15 protein-coding genes are annotated in these 18,443 nt (G+C 49.1%); all 15 read left to right on the plus strand.

All coding sequences use genetic code 11. The features are described from left to right. Position 1: 1 nt before the first annotated feature. The 15 genes from C3B52_RS15960 (at position 2) to C3B52_RS16025 (ending at position 18,401) form a co-directional block, all read left to right on the plus strand. Positions 2 to 1,237 (plus strand): M20 family metallopeptidase, encoded by a 1,236-nt coding sequence (locus tag C3B52_RS15960; RefSeq protein ID WP_103107402.1) that lies wholly within the window; start codon positions 2 to 4, stop codon positions 1,235 to 1,237. Positions 1,238 to 1,283: 46 nt separating this feature from the next. Then, the gene (locus C3B52_RS15965) at positions 1,284 to 3,026 is read left to right on the plus strand and encodes a M28 family metallopeptidase (protein ID WP_103107403.1); all 1,743 of its coding nucleotides are present in this window, start codon (positions 1,284 to 1,286) and stop codon (positions 3,024 to 3,026) included. Positions 3,027 to 3,290: 264 nt separating this feature from the next. Beyond that, positions 3,291 to 4,286, plus strand: coding sequence for an ABC transporter ATP-binding protein (locus C3B52_RS15970; RefSeq protein ID WP_103107404.1), 996 nt, complete (start codon positions 3,291 to 3,293; stop codon positions 4,284 to 4,286). Then, a complete protein-coding gene (locus C3B52_RS15975; protein ID WP_103107405.1) occupies positions 4,283 to 5,254 on the plus strand; it encodes an ABC transporter ATP-binding protein in 972 nt (323 codons plus the stop codon). The genes C3B52_RS15970 and C3B52_RS15975 overlap by 4 nt, the downstream gene beginning before the upstream one ends. Positions 5,255 to 5,301: 47 nt before the next feature. Then, entirely contained in the window at positions 5,302 to 7,014 is a 1,713-nt protein-coding gene (locus C3B52_RS15980) for an ABC transporter substrate-binding protein (protein ID WP_103107406.1), read from the plus strand. Between the two features lie 71 nt (positions 7,015 to 7,085). Further along, a complete protein-coding gene (locus C3B52_RS15985; RefSeq protein WP_103107407.1) occupies positions 7,086 to 8,045 on the plus strand; it encodes an ABC transporter permease in 960 nt (319 codons plus the stop codon). A 13-nt stretch (positions 8,046 to 8,058) separates the two neighbouring features. Next, positions 8,059 to 8,973, plus strand: a complete 915-nt coding sequence (locus C3B52_RS15990) for an ABC transporter permease (protein WP_103107408.1) — start codon at positions 8,059 to 8,061, stop codon at positions 8,971 to 8,973. 19 nt (positions 8,974 to 8,992) lie between these two features. After that, positions 8,993 to 10,153 carry a M24 family metallopeptidase gene (locus tag C3B52_RS15995; protein ID WP_103107409.1) on the plus strand — a complete coding sequence of 387 codons (1,161 nt, stop codon included), beginning with the start codon at positions 8,993 to 8,995 and terminating at the stop codon, positions 10,151 to 10,153. Positions 10,154 to 10,163: 10 nt separating this feature from the next. Continuing rightward, positions 10,164 to 10,991, plus strand: coding sequence for an alpha/beta fold hydrolase (locus C3B52_RS16000; protein WP_103107410.1), 828 nt, complete (start codon positions 10,164 to 10,166; stop codon positions 10,989 to 10,991). A gap of 44 nt (positions 10,992 to 11,035) precedes the next feature. Next, on the plus strand, positions 11,036 to 12,466 hold the full coding sequence (locus tag C3B52_RS16005) for a M20/M25/M40 family metallo-hydrolase (RefSeq protein ID WP_103107411.1): 1,431 nt from the start codon (positions 11,036 to 11,038) through the stop codon (positions 12,464 to 12,466). A gap of 48 nt (positions 12,467 to 12,514) precedes the next feature. Then, positions 12,515 to 12,844, plus strand: a complete 330-nt coding sequence (locus C3B52_RS16010; RefSeq protein ID WP_103107412.1) for a hypothetical protein — start codon at positions 12,515 to 12,517, stop codon at positions 12,842 to 12,844. Between the two features lie 12 nt (positions 12,845 to 12,856). After that, entirely contained in the window at positions 12,857 to 13,417 is a 561-nt protein-coding gene (locus C3B52_RS37345) for a PA domain-containing protein (RefSeq protein ID WP_235615737.1), read from the plus strand. Continuing rightward, a complete protein-coding gene (locus tag C3B52_RS16015) occupies positions 13,398 to 14,624 on the plus strand; it encodes a M28 family metallopeptidase (protein ID WP_235615738.1) in 1,227 nt (408 codons plus the stop codon). The genes C3B52_RS37345 and C3B52_RS16015 overlap by 20 nt, the downstream gene beginning before the upstream one ends. A gap of 270 nt (positions 14,625 to 14,894) precedes the next feature. Beyond that, positions 14,895 to 16,664 (plus strand): M28 family peptidase, encoded by a 1,770-nt coding sequence (locus tag C3B52_RS16020; protein ID WP_235615739.1) that lies wholly within the window; start codon positions 14,895 to 14,897, stop codon positions 16,662 to 16,664. A gap of 12 nt (positions 16,665 to 16,676) precedes the next feature. Next, positions 16,677 to 18,401, plus strand: coding sequence for an ABC transporter substrate-binding protein (locus C3B52_RS16025; RefSeq protein ID WP_235615740.1), 1,725 nt, complete (start codon positions 16,677 to 16,679; stop codon positions 18,399 to 18,401). Positions 18,402 to 18,443 lie beyond the last annotated feature (42 nt).

Consider the following 18,443-nt stretch of genomic DNA (forward strand, 5'->3'; position numbering starts at 1 on the left):
CATGAATGAAACGAAAACACAGGAACTATTCCTGGTGGTCGAGGAAATGCGACCGCAGATCATTGAATTCCTTCAGCGCCTCATTCAAATTCCAAGTGAAAATCCGCCGGGAAACTACATTGAAATATGTGATTTCTTACAAAAAGGCCTAACGCAGCTTGGCTTTGAGGTGCAGGTCATCTCCGTACCGGATGAGATGACACATGCAGCAGGACTTGCGACCCCGCGAAAAAATGTCGTAGCAACTCTGCGGGGATCGGGTGGGGGAAGAAACCTGATTTTCAATTCGCATCTCGATACGGTACCTGCGGGAGATCCAGATCAGTGGAAGTATCCGCCCTTTTCTGGGGCGATTGCGGATGGGCGCATTTATGGGAGAGGAGCCACAGATTCCAAAGGACGTTTAACCGCATATATCATGTCGGCAGTGGCAGTAGCTCAGTCCACCATTTCACAGAAGGGAGACGTCATCATTGCCGCCACATGCGATGAGGAGACGGGCGGTATTCTGGGCGCAGGCTATATCAATCAGAATGGGTATGTTCATGGCGATATGGTGATCGTCGAAGGATACAGCAATCACATCGTACGGGCGATGGCAGGCGTCTTGCAGCTGCGAATCGTCACGGAAGGAATCCCCGCCCATGCAGGCTACAAATGGAAGGGCTTGAATGCGGTAGAGAAGATGGCGAAAGTGGTGCAAGGATTAGCAGAGTTACAGGAAGAGCTGGAGCGAGAGCCTTCTTCCATTCCAGGGATGAAATACACTACGGTCAATGTCGGAACCATACATGGGGGAACAAAGGTCAATGTCGTTCCAGCAACATGTGAGATCGAAGTGGATTTTCGCGTCATACCCGAGCACAGCCTCGATCAAATCTATAACCGTGTCGTGTCGATTCTACAGCGGTTGGAGCAAAAGGACCCCACATTTAAAGCCAAGCTGACACGGATCAAGGATTTTCAGACGGAACCGACGATCGTCGATGAAAGCTCACCGCTCATTTCCGAGCTGCAGGATGCTGTACAGGAGGTAACTGGCCGCACCTTGCCTGTTGTAGGAATATTGGCTCAATCAGACACACGCTGGTTCATCCGGAATGGGATACCGGGAATCAATTTCGGGCCTGGCACTAGTGAGAATAACATCCATGGCTTTAACGAGTGCATGGAGATCGAAGACTTGATTCAGACGACGAAAATCTTGGCTGTCCTCACGAAAAATATCGTCGGTTAATCGCTCATACCCCTATCAAAAAACGAAAAGGAAAGAGGACCGTGACATGAACCAATGGCAGACGCTCGTTCCAGAAGAACACCTCTTGCAGCAGGTGTCGAAAAGTAAGCTGATGGCGTATACGCAGACCATTTCCAAAGAGGTGCGTCTGTCCGGCTCGGAAGAAGAGCTGCGCGCTTTTCAATTTGCGCGAGAAACATTAGCAGAGTTCGGTGTGGAGTCCGAGCTGCATTTTCACGACGCCTATATCAGCTTGCCAGTGAAATCTCAACTCGTCGTGGCAGATCAATTGATTCCATCGATTACGCATTCGATGGGGCAATCCGTCAATCATTTGCAGGCAGAGCTGGTGTATGTGGATTCCGGAAAAACGCTTCATTACAAAGACTTGCAGGTTGTTGGTAAAATCGTACTTCTTGATGGACTGGCTACACCGCTTGCAGTAAAAACGGCGGAGGAGCAGGGGGCGATTGGGGCGGTCTTTATCAATGCGACCCACACTCATGAAATGATCGTCTCGACCATATGGGGAACTCCTACGCTCGAGAACAAAGGGCTACTTCCGAGCATTCCAGTTGTATCTGTCACCATTGAGGCAGGAGAGTCAATCAAGAACAGTCTGTCAGACGGACAAAATGAATGTACGATCTCGACAGTTGTAGAAACAGGAATTCGCACCATTCCTACTCTCATCGCGGAAATCAAAGGGCAAGCAGAGCCGGAGAAATTCGTGCTGTTCAGCGGCCACATCGACTCCTGGCATTATGGAGCGATGGACAACGGTACAGCAAATGCTGCCATGCTGGAGGTTGCGCGCATTCTTTCCGGACAGCGCCATCTATTAAAACGGACGCTGCGCCTCGCTTTTTGGTCCGGCCATTCGCACGGTCGCTATGCGGGCTCTGCTTGGTATTGTGACACGCATTGGGAAGATTTACGGGAGAATTGCCTCTTACACATCAATATCGATTCTGTAGGGGCAATAGAATCAACTGTCTTGACTGAAGCCAACACGATGCAAGAAACAAGAAGGCTGGCAAACGAAGTCATATGTGCAGTAACTAAACAGGAATTCACAGGATCACGTTTCGGACGTTCTGGAGATCAGTCGTTTTGGGGGACGGGAACTCCCTCCCTTTTCATGGGTCTATCCGAACAAGAGCCATCTAACGATCCTGCAGCAAAAGCATTCAGCCAGCTTTTCGGGTCAGGAAAATCGGGAGGGTTTGGCTGGTGGTGGCACACAACGGAAGATACTATCGATAAAATCGACCCCGAGCTCTTGGTCCGGGATTGCCAAATCTACCTGTCCATTATTTGGCGTTCGTTGACGAATCCGATCTATCCGATTGACCAGCTGGAGGCGATCAAGGAGATTGAGCAAAGCGTCACACAGTGGCAGGAGAAGGCAGGAAATCGTTTCGATTTGTCGTCCACACTCGAACGAATTGGGAGCCTTAAATCCAGTTTGGTGGAGCTACAGAATGTAATAGGGACAGTAACAGATGAGGAAAAGCTGACGGCGATCAATCACTGCTTGCTGGAGCTGTCCAGCTACCTGGTGCCGCTCAACTACGTGAAGGGCAGCAATTTTGAACATGATTTGGCTTTAAAGCAACCAGCCGTACCGAAATTCACTGACATCGAGCTGTTGGTTCAAACGACACCGGAGCAGCAAGAGTACTATTTCCTGATTACCGCGCTGCAAAGAAAACGAAATGAAGTCAATTATGCGCTCAAACAGGCAAATCACCTCGTGCAGCACACACTAAAATTCCTGCAAGAATGAATAGGTGAAAAACGAAGCTGTTCCCATCTGCAAAGGTTCCTGGGGGCAGCTCTTTTCTATTTCTCCCAGGATTCGACTCACGATGACTTAGGGTCACTTGGGGTCATCCAATAAGGTGTGCCCCAACCTAATGAGCCGGAAGCGTTGTGCAAGAAGCGTAATAATAAGGAATTTTCCTGTCTTTACGCACTCATCCGAGCTGGCATAGTCCTTGCTACTAACTCTTGTAAAGGAAGGAAGATGTCGATTCACAGGGGGGAAGTCATGTCACGAGACAAACCAAAAGTGTTGGAAGTCAGAAACGTGAAAACTCGGATCAAAATGGAGAACAGAGAGTACGCCATCATCGAGGATATCGATTTCCACGTCGACAGCAAAGAAACGGTAGGGATTGTCGGGGAATCAGGTTGCGGGAAAAGCATGACCGCCCTGTCGATTATGGGTCTTCTGCCAGAAAACGCGATTGTCAGCGAGGGAGAAATACGCTTACAGGGAGCCAACTTGTTATCCATTAGTAAAGACGCTTATCGAAAAAAACGCGGAAAAGAAATGTCGATGATTTTTCAAGAGCCGATGTCCTCCCTGAATCCGGTGTATACGATTGGCTTTCAATTAATCGAGCTATTACGAGAGCACACGATCATGAGCAAGTCACAGGCAAAAAAGAAAGCGATCGAAATGCTCCAAACCGTTGGAATTCCCAGGCCACATGAGGTGATTAACGAATATCCACATCAGCTGTCGGGCGGGATGAGGCAACGGGTGATGATTGCCATGGGACTTGCCTGCAATCCAGATATTTTGATTGCAGATGAACCCACAACGGCATTGGATGTGACGATTCAGGCGCAGATTCTTGAGTTGATGAAAAAACTTCAGGAACAGTTTGACATGGCGATATTACTGATTACACATGACTTGGGTGTCGTCGCGGAGGTTTGTGATCGAGTCATTGTGATGTACGCAGGACAAATCGTGGAGGAAGCACCCGTTCTCACCCTGTTTGAAACCCCCAGCCATCCATATACGAAAGGCTTGATCGCATCTACGCCAAAAATCGGGGACGAGAAGGAGCGCTTACATACCATCGAGGGAACCGTTCCTCAGCTGTCCGCAATGCCAAGCGGATGTCGCTTCTCCACACGCTGCTCGGAGGTGACAGAGCGCTGTATGCGAGAATCGCCGCCACTGGTTGAGATTTCCGAGCATGTCAGATGCCGCTGCTGGTTATATCCGAAAACAAGTGGGGTGTCTGTATGAATGAGATTTTATTGGAAGCAAAGGGCTTAAAAAAGTATTTTCCCATAAAGAAGGGATTTTTGCGGCGTACTACCTCCTATGTGAAGGCAGTGGATGATTTATCCTTTCACGTTATTAAAGGAGAAACCTTGGGAATCGTCGGCGAATCAGGCTGCGGAAAATCAACGACAGGCAGACTGTTAATTCGCCTCTTGGAAGCAACAGAAGGTGAGGTGATCTACAAGGGTAAAAACATCCTACACACGCAAAAAGAAGAGATGCGGGAGCTGCGAAAGGAATTGCAAATGGTATTCCAAGACCCGTACTCGTCACTGAACCCCAGATTGACAGTAGGGCAGATTCTTGAGGAACCACTCGCAAACTATCATTTGTATCCAAAAAAAGAATGGCAGAGTAAGATTCTCGAGCTGCTTCACGTGGTGGGGCTAGGAGAGCAAGCGATCCATCGATTCCCACACGAGTTTAGTGGAGGACAGCGACAGCGGATCGGCATTGCACGCGCTTTGATGCTGGGTCCCGAGCTGATCATTGCTGACGAGCCCGTGTCTGCTTTGGATGTCTCCATCCAATCACAGGTATTGAATCTACTGAAGGATTTGCAACAGCAATTTTCTCTTACCTTTATTTTCATCTCCCATGATTTAAGTGTCGTCAATCATTTTTGCGACCGCATTCTGGTCATGTATTTGGGGCGTGTTGTCGAAATCAGCACGAAAAAGAGCTTGTTTGAAAAGCCTCTCCATCCGTACTCGCAGGCGCTCTTGTCTGCTGTCCCAAGCCCCGATCCAAAACGCAAGAAGGATCGAATCATCCTGACAGGTGATGTTCCTAGCCCATCCAATCCTCCGACAGGCTGCACGTTCCATCCGCGTTGTCCGTCATGTATGGACGTGTGCAGGCAGGTGCGGCCAGCCTTGAAACAGACAGCAGCAGGAGAAGCGGTTGCCTGCCATTTATACAACGAATAGCGTCTCACCGGTAGTTTCAAACCAAACAAGTACAGGGGGAAATCAACGTGAAGCGAATCAACCGAAAGAATGTTATGCTCTCACTCCTGCTGTCTGCCAGTATGCTTGCAGCCTGCTCATCACAGACGACGAGTAGTGGTAGTCAAAATGCAGCAAGCCCATCTGGCACCAGCACTCCTGCAGCCTCGACCACTCAGCCAGCACCAGCGAACGGGCAGCCTGCTGTCGGTGGAACACTGGTGGTGGGAACACTATCTGGACCTGATACCTTGAATCCGCTTGTCTCCAATACTACACCTGGCAGCTGGATCGTCAACAATTTGTACCCGCATTTGATGCAGATGAATCCGAGTGGGAAAAAAGAGCCTTATTTGGCTGAATCGGTCACGACATCTGATGACGGTCTTACAATCACCATCAAGCTCCGGGATGGGGTAACCTGGCAGGATGGACAGCCGATTACCTCGGAGGACGTTGCCTTTACAGGACAACTGTTGCACGACAAAAAGCTCCAATGGACAGCGGAGATTTTCGATCAGGTTGAAAAGGTCGAAACTCCAGACAAGCTGACAGTAGTGTACACGTTAAAGGGTCCATACCCCGCATTCTCGGGGGCAATTGGTTACTGGGTGCGAATCGTTCCGAAGCATATTTGGGAAAAGGTTGACGATCCTAAAGCCTTTGAAAACCAAGATCCTGTTGGAGCAGGTCCGTTTAAGCTCGTCAAGTATGAAAAAGGCCAGTATATCGAGCTTGCTGCGATCGACAAATGGTTTGCAGCACCAGGTGGACGCGCTTATTTGGATAAGGTGATTTTTAAGATTTACCCGGACGCCAATACGATGACGCTGGCGCTGCAAAAAGGGGAAGTGGATGTGACATCGTCCGATTTGCCGACCTCTGCTGCCAAGCTGCTGGAAACCAATGCTTCCATTAAGGTGGAGCAAACAGCGAGCCTGGGCTTTGCGTACTACAGCTTTAATACGGATGCATCCAAAGGTATTTCTCCGACGCAAGATGTAAATTTCCGCCTGGCGATGGCGACTGCGACTGACCGCAGCACCATTCTAAATGTGGCATTGGAAGGGGCAGGCATGCAAATAGACACGCCAATTTCCCCGCTGTTTGCAGATTGGATCAATCCTGACGCAAAAGCACCCGCGTATGATTCTGCAAAGGCAAAAGAAATCCTCGCGAGTGCTGGCTACAGTGACACTGACGGTGATGGCATCCTGAATGCACCAAGCAGCTTCGGCGGGAAAAACGTAGAGCCAGAGGTCATCTACGACGGATCGAACGTGTTTCACCAAAAGGTTGCGAAAATTCTGGAGAAAAATGCAGCCGATATTGGCGTGAAGCTGATCTTGAAGCCGGTCGAATACAACACGCTGGTCGCGAAAGTGTTTAACGAGCACGATTTCCAAATGCACATCGGAAAATGGGGCGTTCTGGACGAGCCAAGCGAGACCTTTGCCAATCTGTACCATTCGAAAGCTAAAAACAACATGGCTACCTACAACAATCCAGAGATGGATCGCCTGGCAGATGGAGCGAAATACGCCAAAACCGAACAAATTGCCAGAGATGATGTAAAAGCAGCCCAAGCGCAGTTTGTTAAAGAGTTCCCGGTCGTGCCGATCTATGTGCAAAAATTCAATCTGGCCTACAACGCAGATAAATTTGCTGGCTTCACCTTGTTCCCTGGCGACCTGCAAGGCTTGGTAGATCCGAACTCTCTCGTTGGCGTGTACAAAAAGTAAATCGGACATCTTCCCGAGCAGTTGCAGCCTGACTGCTTGGGAAGCGTGATCTACGTAAGGGAGTGCCGCTCATGACGCATTTTCTGATTGCTCGGCTGCTGCGCGGCGTAGTTACCGTGCTCGTTGCTGTGACTGCCACTTTTTTAATCCTGCGTGTAATGCCCGGCGACCCGACAACGATGATGCTGGACAATCGTGTTCCTGAGGAAATAAGGCAGCAGTTGTTAAAGGACTTTGGCTTGGACAAGGATTTGTTTACACAGTACATCATCTTTCTCAAGCAGCTGTTCCTTCAGTTCGATCTGGGGACCTCATTTGTGCAGAGGGTGCCCGTGATGGATGTAATTTTATCGAGACTGCCATGGACCCTGATTTTGATGTCTGTCTCCATGCTCATTACAGCATTGATTGGCATACCTTTGGGCGTCATCGCCGCCTATCGCAAAGGATCATTTCTCGATCAGGCGATCAATGCTTTATCGATCTTGGGGATTGCGCTGTTTATTCCTTGGCTGGGGATTATCCTGCTATATTTCCTCGGATTGAAAATTCCCTGGTTCCCCATAGGTGGAGCTGTGACGGTAGGTGTCGAAGGCTGGGATTATATCTGGGATGCCACCCATCATCTCGTTTTGCCAGTCGTGTCATTGACGATTGTGCATCTGGCCAGCTATGTGCTGTATATGCGGGCAAGCACCATTGATGTTTTGAACGAGGAGTACATCCGCACCGCTCGGGCCAAAGGCTTGAAAGAAAGAGTGGTACTCTGGCGGCATGCCGTACGAAATTCCTTGCTCTCTACCGTTACCATGATGGGGGTGCAGCTCGGTGCCATTGTCGGCGGTGCCATCCTGACTGAAACCGTGTTTGCCTATCCAGGTCTCGGCAGGCTGATCTATGAAGCAGTCAAAGAACATGATTACCCGATCCTGCAAGGCACCTTTTTGATCTTGGCGGTAACCGTTGTTGTAGTGAATATTTTGACTGATCTCGTCTATTCGTACCTAGATCCCAAAATTACGAACAACTAGGGGGTGAAAGCGATTGGAAAATACTACGTTGATCGAAGAAAAAGTCCCTAGTTCGTTGCCTTTATCGATCCAACAGCCGAGAACATCCCCTTTGCGGGAGTTCATCAAGTACTTTCGGCGGAACCGCTTAGGAGTCATCGGTCTGTATGGCATTCTCGTTTTGCTGCTTCTGGCCATACTCGCCCCAGTCTTCAGCGATCGCCCCACGGGATACGGCGACGTAGCAAACATGCTCCAACCGCCGAGTGCCCAGTATTGGTTTGGCACGGATTCAGTTGGCTTAAGTATTTTCGATCAGGTCATCTGGGGAACGCGTGTTTCTTTGTATGTTGGCTTGACTGCTGCCGTAATCTCAATCGTGATCGGGGTGCCAATTGGCCTGATATCCGGTTATTACGGAGGGAGAGTCTCGCATATCGGCATGGCGATTACGGATATTTTTCTGACGCTGCCTGTACTTCCTCTGATGATTATCATGGCAGCTGTACTTGGTACAGGCATCAGCAATATTGCGATCATCATCGGCTTGTTTAGCTGGCCGCAGATTGCACGGGTGACACGCGCAGAAGCGCTTGCGATTCGCGAGAAGCAATACATCGAAGCAGCGAGAGCAATTGGGACGAAGGAGTCTAAAATCATCTTCCGCCACGTGCTCTTAAATGCCTTTCCCCCGATTCTCGTCAATATGACCATCATTATGGGGACGTCCGTGCTTTCCGAGGCAGGGCTGAGCTTCCTCGGTTTGGGCGACCCAATGAGCTGGAGCTGGGGAACCATTTTGCAAAATGCACATTCCACCGGTGTCATTATCCATGCGTGGTGGCTGGCATTGTTTCCGAGCATTGCCATCGTGGTTCTTGTGCTGTCCTTTAACTTCCTTGGAATTGGCATCAATGAAGCACTAAATCCGCGCTTGAGAAAAAGATAATTTTCTGGAGGGACGAAAAATGCTGACCAAGATTCCGAAAGAAGCTTACACAGAGAGGATTGCCCGTATTCAAGAGTATTTGCAAAAGAACGCCATCAGCGGACTTCTCGTCACGAATACGTACAATATTTTTTACACGACTGGGCTGTTTCACTTTCCAAATGAACGACCTGTTGCCTTGTTCGTTCCAGCGTCAGGCGAATCCATCCTGTTCGTTCCCGTGATGGAGCTACAAGAGGCAAAGCATGCGACTATCTTTCAAGACATACGCGACTATTTTGAATACCCGGGAGTCGTGCATCCGATCGATTGGATGATAGGCAGCATCAAGCAAACCTATCCGAATCTAACACAGGTAAGCATCGATGGTGGGAGTCGCGAGCTTTTTCTCCGCGTGAAAGAATTGATTGCGCCCACCTCTTTGTCAGTGAATAACCTCATTCACGAAATGCGGTTGACCAAGGATTCCTACGAGGTCGAATTACTGCGTTCGGCTGGATACTACTCCGACTATATCGTCAAGCGAGGAACAGAGGTAGCCGCACCAGGCATGTCAGAGCTGGAGATGCTGCAAACGATCTCGGGGGATACCTTGAACAAAATGATTGAAGATTTGGGCGAGGTCGTGTACGTCCCCGGTGGTCCTGCTGGTGGACTCGTGCCTAGCGGCCTCCGCACGGCGATGCCACATGCTCTGCCAAGTGCGAAGCGCATGGAGAAGGGAGAGACGTTGATTCTTAGCTGCGGTGCAAATGTAGGCGGTTATCGGGCCGAATGTGAACGCACCTGCTTTATCGGGGATGTGAGCGATGAGCAGGCAAAAGTGCTGGAAGTCATGGCAACCGCACAACAGATGGCGATCGAAGCCATGCGCCCTGGCAATAAATGCGCAGATATTGATGCAATCGCACTCGATTACATCCGAAAAGCTGGCTACGGTCAGTACCTGCTCCATCGCACAGGTCATGGAAAAGGCTTGGAGGAGCATGAAGCGCCGTGGATCGAGGTGGGAGACCATACCATACTGCGTCCAGGTATGGTGCTCTCAAGCGAGCCGGGCATTTACATCGAGGGATTCTCAGGCTTCCGCCATTCGGATACGATCATCGTCACAGACGACGAGCCACTTGTTGTTACGCAATTTCCAAAGACACTCGATCAATTAATCATCAAAGTATAGGAGGGATAGCATGTACACGACTATAAATGATTGCGAAATTTACTATGAGGTCCATGGAAAAGAGGATGGGGATGCTATTTTCTTCATCCATGGAGCACCTGGTCTGGGAGATTGCCGCGCAGACCGCAAAGCATTTGCTCCTTTGGAAGAGACGCATAAGCTCGTATTTTTGGATATGCGGGGCTCTGGCAGATCGGAAGAAAAGCCACCTTATACGCATGAGCAATGGGCAGCTGATATCGATGAATTGCGCAAGCTGCTGCAGGTGGACAAAATCGTGATTCATGGCGGCTCCTATGGTGGGTACATGGCATTGGAATACGTCACTCGCTATCCGCAGCATGTCTCACAAGTCATGCTGCGAGATACAAAGCCCGGCTCAGATCGCCAGGATGGCGCTACAAAGAGGGCACTCGAAGCCAATCTTCACGGGCTTACAGAAGATGAGCTGGTCCGCATGTTTGCTGGCGAGATGCGTTCAAACGAAGAGCTAAAATCCGTCTTTTTCGCTCTCCAGCCTTTGTATACGGTGGAGTACGATCCTGTAATAGCGAAAGAAAAAATTGATGCTATCTACTATCATTATGAAACGCATAACTTCGCCTTTCGTGTGAATCAACCGACGTTTAACCTCCGTGACAAGCTGCCAGCCATTGATGTGCCTGTTCTTGTTTCTGTTGGCAGACACGATTGGATTACTCCAGTAGATGCATCAGAGGAAATCGCCAGCCTGATTCCGCTATCCGAGCTGGTTATCTATGAAAATAGCGGACACTCGCCACATCTTGAAGAAAATGAGAAGTACTTGAGCCGCGTCAGGCAATTTCTTTCTAAATAGTGCAGCTTTCAACTGAACGAGAAAAGCTTAAGGAGGGTACCAAAATGAATTTGAATGATGTTCTTACGCATTTGGAGAAAAACTTCGATGAAGATTTGGAGCGTGTTCGAGAATTTCTACGGATGCCGAGTATTAGCTACACGGGCGAAGGGATACGAGAGACAGCAAGCAAGTTGAAAGAGGTTATCGAAGAGCTGGGAGGAACAGCGGAAGTGGTTCCGACAAAAGGGCATCCGATCGTATTTGGAGAGTTTGATGAAGGACAAGAGCATACTCTTCTGGTCTATGGAATGTACGACGTGATGCCGACGGACGAAGAGGGCTGGACAGTAGATCCTTGGGGCGCAGAAATCAAAGAACTGCCCAAATTCGGTCCGTGCATTATCAACCGGGGTGCAGTCAATACAAAAGGACCACTGGGAGCTTTCTTCAATACGATTCGCGCCATAAAAGAAGTCGATGGCAAGCTACCCGTTAACCTGATCTTTGCTGTCGAGGGAGAAGAGGAAATGGGGAGCCGCAATTTCCCTGCTTTCCTCGAGCAGTATAAGGAGAAACTAGAAAAAGCTGAAGCCGTGCTATTTCCTTTCTTCGAGCAGGATGAGGTAGGTACGCCTGGACTCGTGCTAGGTACGAAAGGCTTGCTCTATTTTGAACTGGTATGTCAAGGCGGCGATTGGGGCGGACCTACTTCTCGCGGTATTCACGGCTCCTTTAACGCTTGGGTAAAAAACCCTGCCTGGCGGCTCGTCCAAGCACTCTCAACCATGGTAGATGTGGATGAAAACATTTTAATAGAGGGTCTCCTGAATGATGTCTCAGAGATTCCTGCAAAAGAGAGAGACATTTTGGAACAACAGATCGAGGAAGGCATCTATGACGAAAAAGTGTTTCTCGAAAACTATGATGTGAAACGCTTGAAGTATGACGGTACAGGGATGGATGTTTGGGAGAAGCTGTATAGCCGGCCTCAGCTGAACATCGACGGGATATACTCTGGCTACACAGGACCGGGAACCAAAACGCTATTGCCACATATCGCGACGGCCAAAGTCGATGTCCGCATGGTGCCTCATATGGAGCCGGATGAAGTGGTTCGCCTCATTCGCGCGCATTTGGATAAACACGGCTTTGCTGACATCGAAATGAACGTCGCCAATAAATACTATTGGTCGAAAGTATCTGTCGATGAGCATGTTGTTCAGGCAATGATCGACACTTACCGGACGATGGGCAAAGAACCACAAATACAGCCGCTGAACCCTGGTAGCGCGCCCTACTATGTATTTGAGCGCTATCTGCAAATTCCATATGTGACAGGAGGCATGGGGCACGGGGCCAGACAGCATTCCAGCGACGAATACTGCACGGTACAAGGCGTGCTTGATTTTGAGAAGTCAATGGCGATCTTTTTTGACCACTATTGCCAGCGAGTCTCTGGTAAACAGGATCAAGAAGAAACGATTTCCAAGTAATACAAGCCAGTCTGAGTACAAGATCTTCGTTGGATAGGAGGCTTATCCGTGACTTTCGAGATAGATCAGGTAGAAAAGACGATAGTAAACGATATCTCAACGGATGTTCCGAAAGCGATTCTGGACCGATTCGTCACTTTGACGCGTGAATCAGGGAGTGAAGACGAAAGAATCGCTGCTCATTTCTTGGCCCAGTTTCTGGAGGATTGGCAAATCCCGCATCAGGTCCATTACCCGAATATTCACTTAAGTGTTCCTAAAAAGGCTACCCTCATCGTCACCGAGCCTGTATCTCGAGAAATCAGAGCCAAAACGCCGTCGTGTGTACGTAAGTTGCTGAAAATAAACTTATCTAAAAGAGAAAAAGCCACAACCTAATCGGAGGGTGCCATGACGAGTCTCGTAAAAGAGCATGAAAAGCTGCTGCTTGATGAAATCAGCATGGAGCTCCCCAAACGGATTTTGCAAACATTCAGCGGGTTGATCCGGGAGTCTGGCAGTGAGGACGAACGCACTGCCGCCGACTTTCTAGCATCGCTCTTGAAAGCATGGGGTGTTCCACATACTGTACACAATCCTACTATTTACTTGAGCGTTCCCAAAACAGCTTCAGTAAAGACGGTTACGCCTGAACCCAAGTCGTTCCGTGCAAAAACTCCTTCCTTCTCCGTCTCGACAAATGGCATACCATTGGTAGGGGAGCTGGTTTATGTCCCATCAGCCCAAGTAACGGACCGCTACGATATATTCGACGCCAAGGTGAAGGAAGAAGTGAACGATCTCACTGGAAAAATCGTCATCAGTGAAGGACTGGCGATGCCCGAAAAGGTTGCTACCTTCCACGACAAAGGAGTTCTGGGTGCCATATTCATCAATCCAGGCAAGAACATCCATGATGGGATTTGCACCACGATTTGGGGGGCGCCAAGATTTGGATACGATCGACAATGAGCCAAAAATTCCTGTCGTCGCCATCAACAAAACAGATGGGGAAGAGCTAAAGGCGATGTGCCAGACTGGAATAACTATGGTAGAACTGTCTACCAGACTGGAAAAGGGCTGGTTCGAATGCCCTCTGATTGACGTGTTTATCGAGGGAACCGAGGAGCCGGAGAAGTATGTTCTCTTGCACGGTCATCTGGATTCATGGCATGTGGGGATTGGTGATAATACGACAGGTGATGCAGCATTGATGGAAATGGCACGGATTTTCTACAAGCATCGCGACAAGCTGAAACGGAGCTTGCGAATTGCCATCTGGCCGGGACATTCAACTGGACGCTATGCTGGATCGACATGGTTCGCTGACCAATTTGCATTGGATCTGGATGCAAATTGCATCGCGCAAGTAAATTGTGACTCTCCCGGCTGCCGTCAGGCTACCTCCTACGAAAAAATGGACTGGACGAATGAAGTGGAGGATCATTGCAAACAGGCAATTTACGATGCCGTCCAAGAAGAAGCCAAGGGAAAACGTCCGAATCGTGCTGGCGATTATTCGTTCCACAATATCGGGATCACATCCTTCTATAAGCTATCTTCCAGTATTCCGCAAGAGCAGTTAAAGGAAAAAGGCTACTATCCGGTAGGCGGCTGCGGTTCCAATATTGAGTGGCATACAGAAGACGACTTGATGCATGTAGCTGATTACGAGATTTTGCGCAGAGACTTGCGGGTGTATATGACCTCAATCTATCGCGTGCTACAGGCGAATTTACTTCCGTATGATTTCCGCAAGACTGCCGATGAGTTCATGGAAACGATCCGTCAGTATCAGGAAGCAGCTGGTGCGCATTTTTCCTTTGAACTAGCTGCAAGCGAGGCCACGGTTCTTCGTCGTTCTTTAGAGGAATTTTATAGTGAATTACAATTACTGCAAATGGAAAACCTATCTTCGCCAGCTGTCAGAGAAGCAAATGAAAAGCTTTTGCAACTAGGCAGGACACTTATTCCGATCAACTTTACTCGCCGCGGCAAATTCCACCATGATCCTGCCGTTCAAATACCCGCATTGCCCGATATCGCTCCTGCACTTCAGTTGGCGGGATTAGAGCCAGGCTCTCACCGCTATCGCGTTACGCAAAATCACTTGCTTCGTGGTCAAAATCGTGTTGTATGGACGATGAAGGAAGCGCAAAAGATCATTCGGGTTCAATAGTAACAATTTGGCAGTCAACGACTAGCTTTCGAGTCGGTGGCTGCCTTTTTGTTGTTCTCCATTTCATGATCTCACAGTGGAGTCAATTTTCTGAATCTTAGGTTTTTAGGGTCCTTACTACCTGGCATTCCGACCCTAAATTCACCTTCAAGCAAGACGTTTTCCACAATTCGACAGCAAGATAGGCTTTTGCATGCCCTTTTAGTGAGTGGCACGGGACTTGCGTATATCCATAGACGACGCACTTGGACGACAAAAGGGGGTAGATGAGTGTTGGTGGAAGCCATGAAAAGGCTGCTGGATGAGATCAGTATGGAGACGCCAAAGGCGATCCTGGAGCGCTTTGGCAGCCTGGTGAGAGAATCGGGAAGTGAAGATGAGAGAATCGCTGCTCAGTTTTTATCCAGTCTGTTGAATCAGTGGGGTGTACCTCATCAGGTGCATCGCCCGAATCTTTACCTGAGTGTACCAAGACCTGCAAAGCTCAAGCTGCTATTGCCTGTGGAAAAAGAAATACGAGCAAAGAATCCGGCCTTTTCCGTGATTACTGGTAATGAATGGAGAGGCGGGGAACTGGTCTATGTCCCCACGGGCTTCAAGAAGAAGTGGGACAACCAAAAGGATGCGTCATTCGATCCAGCATCTAGCCTGTCGGGAAAAATCGTCTTGACCGAGGGCTTTCCGAGACCGGCTAGAATCAGGGAACTAAACGAGCAAGGAATTGTTGGAGCCATCTTCATCCACCCAGGCAAAAACATTCACGAGAGCATTTGCACACCGATCTGGGGAGCGCCAGACCTGGATACGCACGAAAACGTCCCGAAGCTGCCTGTACTGATGATCAATCGCACGGATGGACAAGAACTGATTGATAGAATCGCTGAGGGAACCGTGGAGGTGCAATTCCAAACCCATTTGGATCAAGGCTGGTTTACTTGTCCACTAATCGACATCTTCATCGAGGGCACGGAAGAACCGGATAAATATGTACTGCTGCACGGGCACATGGATTCATGGCATCAAGGCTTGGGAGATAACGCTACTGGCAATGCCGCCATAATTGAAATGGCACGAGTTTTCTACCAAAATCGTCACCTGCTAAAACGTAGCCTACGGATCGCGATATGGCCAGGTCACTCCACGGGTCGTTATGCAGGATCGACGTGGTTTGCGGATACGTTTGGCTTGGATCTAGATGAAAATTGCATTGCCCAGGTCAACTGTGATTCTCCCGGATGTCGATGGGCGACGTCCTACCACGAGATGAGCTGGATGAGCGAAGTCGATCGGTTCTGTAAAACAACCATTCAGGAAGCGATCGGGGAGGAATCCGTTGGACATCGACCACCGCGTGCAGGTGATTATTCGTTCCACAACATCGGATTGACTGCCTTCTATATGTTATCCTCCAGCATTCCTGATGAGATGCTGCAGGAAAAAGGCTACTATCCTGTTGGCGGCTGCGGCTCAAATATTGAATGGCATACGGAAGAGGACCTAATTCACATCATCGATTACGAAATCCTAGAGCGAGATATACGGGTCTATACCGCTTCTCTTTATCGGATCGTGAATGCCACCTTGCACCCTTTCCAATTTGTAAACACCGCCGATGAGTTTATTCAGACCATCGTGACGTATCAGGAGTCAGCAGGCAAGCATTTCTCTTTCGAGCTGGCACTTGGTGAGGCAAGAGAGCTTCGTTCGACATTGATTGATTTCTACAATCGAATTGAGCACGTACAGCTTTACACGAAGGACGTAAGCGATCCACAAGTGAAGCAGGTTAACCAGGTACTAAGAGACTTGAGTAGGGCGCTCGTACCCATCAATTTTACACGCCGTGGCAAGTTCTGGCATGATCCAGCCATTGATATTCCGCCTCTTCCTGATATCGCGCCTGCCACGACACTGCCTCAGCTCGAGGAAGGTTCCCATCATTACAGGGTGACTCTGACGCACTTGATGAGGGGACAGAATCGACTTGCCTTGACGTTGCATCAAGCCAAGCACCTCGTTCTCAGATCATCCATCTTTTAGGGGGGAAATCGAGTGAAAAAAGCAAGAAAGTGGAAGTTTGGTATGTTGGCAACAACCGTGCTTCTGGGAAGCGTGCTTTCTGCATGCACCAGCGAGACCCAGACGCAGCCCAAAACCAATGATACGCCGAAAACAGAGCCTGTGGATGCCAAGAGCAGGGAGATTCGCACTCTGCAAATTCTGACCAGACCGCAGGCCTCCTCACCTGATGAATACGAGCGGGCCAACCTGATTGCAGGAGCCATGAAGGAGCTGGGCATCAGTGTCGAGTTAAAGCCGATGCCCTATGAACAGCAATCCGATATTGTCTGGTACAAACGTGACGAGTGGGATATGACCGGCTGGCAAATGGCAGCACGTCCAGAGAGATTAGATCCGGATGAATTTATTTATAACCTGTTTCATTCCAGCACGGCAAAGGACGGTTACAACTTCGTAGGGTACAACAACCCTGAGTACGACAAGATTGCAGAGCAGCAGCGGATCACAGTGGATCGGGAAGAGCGGAAAAATCTGATTTTCAAAGCGCAGGAACTTATCGCAAGCGACGTCGCCTATCTTTTCAACGTCCACCCCAAATTAAAATACGTATACAACCACCAAGTGTTTGATAAAAACTCCATCGTTGAGATGGCGGGAATGGGTATCCGCAACATTTGGACTTATCTGAATGCAACGCCGATCGGACAGCAAAAAAATATGATCTTAAACAGCAACGACTCCGTTCAGGCTATCAATCCATTTTACATTAGCGGCTCCTTTGATTCATGGGTAACCGAGCTGATTTGGGATCGTCTGATGCGAATCGACAAAGACGGTCTTCCGAAGCCTTGGGCTGCCGAATCTGTCACCTGGAAAACCGATACGCAGGTTGAAATCAAGCTCCGTGCAGGCATGAAATGGCATGACGGCAAGCCTGTTACCGCCGAAGACGTGAAGTTCTCCTATGAGGCTCCAATGACGGGTGAAGTGCCGATGTATAAGCCGTTTGTCGAAATCATCGATAAGATCGATATCAAAGATCTGCTCACCCTAGAGTTTACGCTGAAAAGGCCGTGGGCAGCATTCGAAACGGCCAGCTTATCCAAATTGAATCTCGTTCCCAAACATATATGGGGACCGATCATTGATGATTTGAAGAACAAACCGGAGAATGCGGAGAGCTATCAGGAAAAAATGCCTATCGGTTCTGGACCTTTCAAGTACGAGAACTGGAAATTTAAAGAGGAGGTCGTCTTAACGACCAACAAAGAGCATTTTTCACCTCCGAAAATCGAGAAGTGGATCATGAAGGAGATTCCCAATACCGAGGCGTCTCTTGGCATGATCGAAAATGGAGAAATCAACTTCCTGGCAGTGTTCCCGGGAGATGGACAGCTGCTCCAGCAAAAGGTAGAAGCGAGTCCAAACCTCACGATGGTAACAACGACCGATCTTGGCTTTCAATTCTTTGCAGTGAATCACCGCAGACCACCATTCAATGACGTGGCTTTCCGGCGCGCCTTGGCTGCAGCCATCGACCGGGACATGATGGCACAAGTCGTATACAAGGAATTCGCAGAGCCGGGCGATTCCGTCATCTCGCCAGCCCTATCCATCTGGAAAAATCCAAATCTACCATATCCCACAGGTGGGGTGGAAGAAGCGAAAAAGCTTTTACAAGAAGCTGGTTACGAATGGGATGCAGCGGGCAAGCTGCTCTATCCGGCAGGCAAAAAAGAAGAGCTCGGAAAATAAGGGCTGAATCTCCTTCAAATGTGCCAGGTCTGAGGAATGCTG

Source organism: Brevibacillus reuszeri (genome assembly GCF_002897295.1).
Taxonomy (GTDB): Bacteria; Bacillota; Bacilli; order Brevibacillales; family Brevibacillaceae; genus Brevibacillus; species Brevibacillus reuszeri_A.

Coding starts and splice junctions, on each gene's coding strand:
- C3B52_RS15960 (WP_103107402.1), top strand. CDS start 2: ATGAATGAAACGAAAACACAGGAACTATTCCTGGTGGTCGAGGAAATG.
- C3B52_RS15965 (WP_103107403.1), top strand. CDS start 1,284: ATGAACCAATGGCAGACGCTCGTTCCAGAAGAACACCTCTTGCAGCAG.
- C3B52_RS15970 (WP_103107404.1), top strand. CDS start 3,291: ATGTCACGAGACAAACCAAAAGTGTTGGAAGTCAGAAACGTGAAAACT.
- C3B52_RS15975 (WP_103107405.1), top strand. CDS start 4,283: ATGAATGAGATTTTATTGGAAGCAAAGGGCTTAAAAAAGTATTTTCCC.
- C3B52_RS15985 (WP_103107407.1), top strand. CDS start 7,086: ATGACGCATTTTCTGATTGCTCGGCTGCTGCGCGGCGTAGTTACCGTG.
- C3B52_RS15995 (WP_103107409.1), top strand. CDS start 8,993: ATGCTGACCAAGATTCCGAAAGAAGCTTACACAGAGAGGATTGCCCGT.
- C3B52_RS16000 (WP_103107410.1), top strand. CDS start 10,164: ATGTACACGACTATAAATGATTGCGAAATTTACTATGAGGTCCATGGA.
- C3B52_RS16005 (WP_103107411.1), top strand. CDS start 11,036: ATGAATTTGAATGATGTTCTTACGCATTTGGAGAAAAACTTCGATGAA.
- C3B52_RS37345 (WP_235615737.1), top strand. CDS start 12,857: ATGACGAGTCTCGTAAAAGAGCATGAAAAGCTGCTGCTTGATGAAATC.